Below are 3959 nucleotides of genomic sequence, written 5' to 3' on the forward strand. Positions count from 1 at the left end.
ATGGAACTTCTTGCCGTAATTGTAGGTCTGCAGACCATCAAAAGCCCCAGACAACAAGTAACCGTATACTCAGATTCTAAATACGTTGTTGATTCTGTAGAAAAGAAATGGGTCTTTGGATGGGTAAAAACAAGCTTCAAAGGCAAAAAAAACAGCGATCTTTGGATGCGCTTCCTGAATATATACAAACAACATGATGTAAAATTTGTCTGGATCAAGGGGCACAACAGCCACCCTGAAAACGAACGCTGCGACCAGTTAGCAGTAGCCGAATCCAGAAAAGGCAATACCTTGCCTCCTGATGTTGGCTTTGAAGCAGAAAGAAACAAACCTTCATTTTTATAGCAGAGCACAAAATAAAAAAGCGGAATCCAGTTCCGCTTTTTTATTTTCCATACCTTATATAACTACACCTTTACAGCTTCTGCACTGTTTACTTCCCGCCTTGTCTCCGGAGAATGCTCCAGCATCAACTGTTCGGCCATATCTACCATTTTCTCAGAACCAATGAAGATAGAAACCCTCTGGTGTAAAGCGGTAGGCTGAATATCCAGAATCCGGTTAAAACCATCTGATGCTTTTCCACCCGCCTGTTCAATAATAAAAGCCATTGGGTTACACTCATACAACAACCTCAATTTCCCATTCGGAGAGCTTGAAGTCGTTGGGTACATGTAAATCCCACCCTTGATCAGGTTCCGGTGAATATCCCCCACCATAGATCCAATATACCTTGAGGTATAAGGTCTTCCGGTAGACTCATCCTCTACCTGGGCATATTTCAAATATTTCTTCACCCCTTCCGGGAAATGCACATAATTTCCTTCATTAATGGAATAGATCTTTCCATCTGCAGGTACCTTCATGTTCGGGTGCGACAAGCAAAACTCCCCAATTGAAGGATCCAGTGTAAATCCATTTACTCCTTTTCCTGTTGTATACACCATCATGGTTGAAGAACCATAAATCACATAGCCAGCCGCCACTTGCTGCGTCCCCTTTTGAAGTACATCATCAATAGTCGCCATACCATCCACAGACTTTCTGCGATAAATAGAAAAAATCGTCCCTACTGCAACATTACAATCAATATTGGAAGATCCGTCCAAAGGATCTATACATACAATATATTTGGCATTTTTAGATACCGGTGAATCAATAGGTACAAATTCTTCTTCTTCCTCAGTAGCCACGATACAGCACTCTCCCCCGCTGGTCAAAGCAGAAATAAACTGCACGTTTGCAAACACATCCAGCTTCTGCTGGCCTTCTCCCTGGATGTTAATGGTACCGGCTGCCCCCAGAATATCAACCAGACCTGCTTTGTTCACCTCCCGGTTTACAATTTTTGCGGCAATCCCTATATCTCTCAATAACCTTGAAAGCTCTCCTTTTGCATAGGGAAAATCTGCCTGTTTTTCAATAATGAACTGTCCTAATGTTTTTATACCCGACATGTACTTAGTGTAATTAATACGTTATCTATTGCCTAATTCTATGGCCTCTAAGGTATGTATTTTTTCTTCTGAAATACAAAATCGAATTAAAGTTCTTACTTTATGCCAGCCCGATTTTCCTGCTGCACCGGGATTTATATGCAGACTTTTGATTTTTTCATCGTACATCACCTTCAGGATATGAGAATGACCAGTAATAAAGAGCATAGGAGGCTTAGTGTAGATATCTGGTTTTACGTTCTGAGAATATCTTCCCGGATAGCCGCCAATATGTGTCATCCAAACATCCACCTGTTCACAGTTGAAACGAAGGTGCTCTGGAAACTCCGCGCGAATCTCCTGATCATCTATATTTCCATAAACTCCTTTAAGCGGTTTAAATGCAGCCAGCGGTTCTGCAACGCCTACACCAAAATCTCCTGCATGCCATATTTCATCGCATTTATCGAAATATTTAAATACAGCATCGTCCAAAAAACTATGCGTATCAGACAAAAGACCTATTGTTTTCATCAGTATAAAATTTGTTTTTTAACGGAGATGAAGCTATCATGAGCATATTCATTTTTGTTTGTGTGTGTTTGCTCATGATGGTTTCATTTAATATGATTTGAAAAGTGTTTTAAACTATATACCCTGAAGCCATCTCCAGGGCGAGTACCCAAGCCCGTAAAGCTAAAAAGCCAGAAAGAAGTCTTTCAGCAAGTGTTGATAAGCATCGGTATATACGCCTCTCCCCGCATAAATATAGAATTTTTCATGCTGTACGGGCCGATCTCCGAAACCAAAGCAAATGATTTGCCTGAATTCTTCTTTGTTTTCATCCGAATACAGATGAATAATCTTATGGGCAAACAAACGATACAAAACCGCATTCAACATCAAATCAGCTGCTTGTTTTACAGGCAGAATGACCCAGAATAGCCCTTCAGCAGTAAGGATTATGGCTACTTTTCTGATCAGCAATTCAAAAAAAGCTTCATCTGCATGCCGCGCAATTCCTTTTCTGGCTTCCTGGCTTTTAAGGTCATTTACAAAATAAGGTGGATTAGACACAATCAGATCATAGCGTACCGATGGTTCAAAAAGAGAGATATCCTGATGAAAAACATGCAGACGGCCTGCAAAAGGAGACCTGATGAAATTGTATTCTGCCCTTGTAGCCGCTGCTTCGTCAATTTCTACGGCGTCAACATGAGCCTGATCAAAGCGCTGCGCCAGCATCATGGCAATAACACCCGTACCTGTACCGATATCAAGAATGGAAGCGGGCGCATTTTGCCCGGATAAGGTGCCCAGCAAAATCCCGTCTGTATTGATTTTCATTGCGCAATCTTGTTGATCAACTTCAAATTGCTTAAACCGGAAAATGCTGCCCATGGACTAACGTTCGTAGATTTCCAGAGGTAAGCCGTCGGGATCGTTAAAGAAAGTAAAACGCTTGCCGGTGTATTCGTCTACGCGCACAGGCTCGATAACTACACCCATCAATTGCAGCAGATTTACAGTGGTATCTACATCATCTACTTCAAATGCCAGATGCCTTAAACCAGCGGCTTCTGGCCGGGAAGGTCTTTCTGGTGGGTTCTCGAAGGAGAACAGTTCGATCTGATAATGGTCGTTTATGGCCAGGTCGAGTTTGTAGGATTTACGCTCGGCTCTGTAGACTTCCTGAAGTACGGTTAATCCGAGGATACGTACGTAGAAGTCTTTGCTCTTTTCATAATCGGTGCAGATAATGGCTATATGATGAATTCTATTAAACATTGTCGTCTTTTCTGATGAGTTATGCCAAAGGTAAAAAAAATGAAGACAAATCCGGGATTGCTCTTCGCGGACTGGAGTCTTTGCCTCGCTTCGCTCTTATGGCAAAGCCCCCTGAGGTCCGCTCTGAGCAACCCCGGATTTGCTGGGCGCACACCTGTCATTTTTTATACTTTGGTTTAACGCATAGGCAAAGAGACCGAATGTGGGGTGGTCATACGGGCATATTCCACAACTGGCACAGCAGTATGCAAACGAACTGGCCTACCTGTCTTTTGACTTACAGGCAGGCCAGATATAACATTACATGATTTATATTATATGGTATAGCTTCCAATAAATTAATACTATATGGCTATAATACAGATTACTTGCTTTTGAGTTGCTCTACTTCTTTTTTCAACTGTTCAATTTGCGCTTGTTGCTCTTGGATTGCGGCAACCAGTACTGGGATCAAACTTTCTGTTTCTACTTTTTGATACTTTGCTGTTTTGGTATTGTTTTTACCGGAGGTATACATCTGAGAGGTTTCGTAAACCAGTTCAGGAAACTCCGCTTTTACATTACTAGCCAGAAAACCGTATTGCGTTCCTGCAGGGAATTTAAGGTGCTTAAATTGAGCCGTATTGTACTGAAAAGCAACTGGTTGCAAGTTTTGCAGGTGTGCGGCAGGATCAGCAATTTTATTGATATTAATTTTCAGATCCTGTTCTTCAATTTTTTGTGCCTTTACGGCGA

6 protein-coding genes are annotated in these 3959 nt (G+C 41.8%); 1 reads left to right on the forward strand and 5 read right to left on the reverse strand.

The genetic code is table 11. The features are described from left to right. On the forward strand, positions 1-345 hold a 345-nt coding region (locus DBR11_RS16345), incomplete at its 5' end, for a ribonuclease HI (RefSeq protein ID WP_108553724.1). Positions 346-407: 62 nt separating this feature from the next. On the opposite strand, the gene fbp is transcribed toward DBR11_RS16345, so the two are convergent. From fbp to DBR11_RS16375, 5 genes are all read right to left on the reverse strand, one after another. Beyond that, positions 408-1457, reverse strand: coding sequence for a class 1 fructose-bisphosphatase (gene fbp / locus DBR11_RS16350; protein ID WP_108553725.1), 1050 nt, complete (start codon positions 1455-1457; stop codon positions 408-410). A 21-nt stretch (positions 1458-1478) separates the two neighbouring features. Continuing rightward, a complete protein-coding gene (locus tag DBR11_RS16355; RefSeq protein ID WP_108553726.1) occupies positions 1479-1970 on the reverse strand; it encodes a metallophosphoesterase in 492 nt (163 codons plus the stop codon). A 162-nt stretch (positions 1971-2132) separates the two neighbouring features. Beyond that, on the reverse strand, positions 2133-2783 hold the full coding sequence (locus tag DBR11_RS16360) for a tRNA1(Val) (adenine(37)-N6)-methyltransferase (RefSeq protein WP_233260788.1): 651 nt from the start codon (positions 2781-2783) through the stop codon (positions 2133-2135). A gap of 57 nt (positions 2784-2840) precedes the next feature. After that, on the reverse strand, positions 2841-3224 hold the full coding sequence (locus DBR11_RS16365; RefSeq protein WP_108553728.1) for a VOC family protein: 384 nt from the start codon (positions 3222-3224) through the stop codon (positions 2841-2843). 364 nt (positions 3225-3588) lie between these two features. Then, positions 3589-3959, reverse strand: a 371-nt coding sequence (locus DBR11_RS16375; protein WP_108553730.1) for a tail fiber domain-containing protein, incomplete at its 5' end; no start/stop codon positions are given.

The sequence above is a fragment of the Pedobacter sp. HMWF019 genome (genome assembly GCF_003061025.1).
Classification (GTDB): domain Bacteria; phylum Bacteroidota; class Bacteroidia; order Sphingobacteriales; family Sphingobacteriaceae; genus Pedobacter.

Coding starts and splice junctions, on each gene's coding strand:
- DBR11_RS16355 (WP_108553726.1), bottom strand. CDS start 1,970: ATGAAAACAATAGGTCTTTTGTCTGATACGCATAGTTTTTTGGACGAT.
- fbp (WP_108553725.1), bottom strand. CDS start 1,457: ATGTCGGGTATAAAAACATTAGGACAGTTCATTATTGAAAAACAGGCA.
- DBR11_RS16360 (WP_233260788.1), bottom strand. CDS start 2,783: ATGAAAATCAATACAGACGGGATTTTGCTGGGCACCTTATCCGGGCAA.
- DBR11_RS16365 (WP_108553728.1), bottom strand. CDS start 3,224: ATGTTTAATAGAATTCATCATATAGCCATTATCTGCACCGATTATGAA.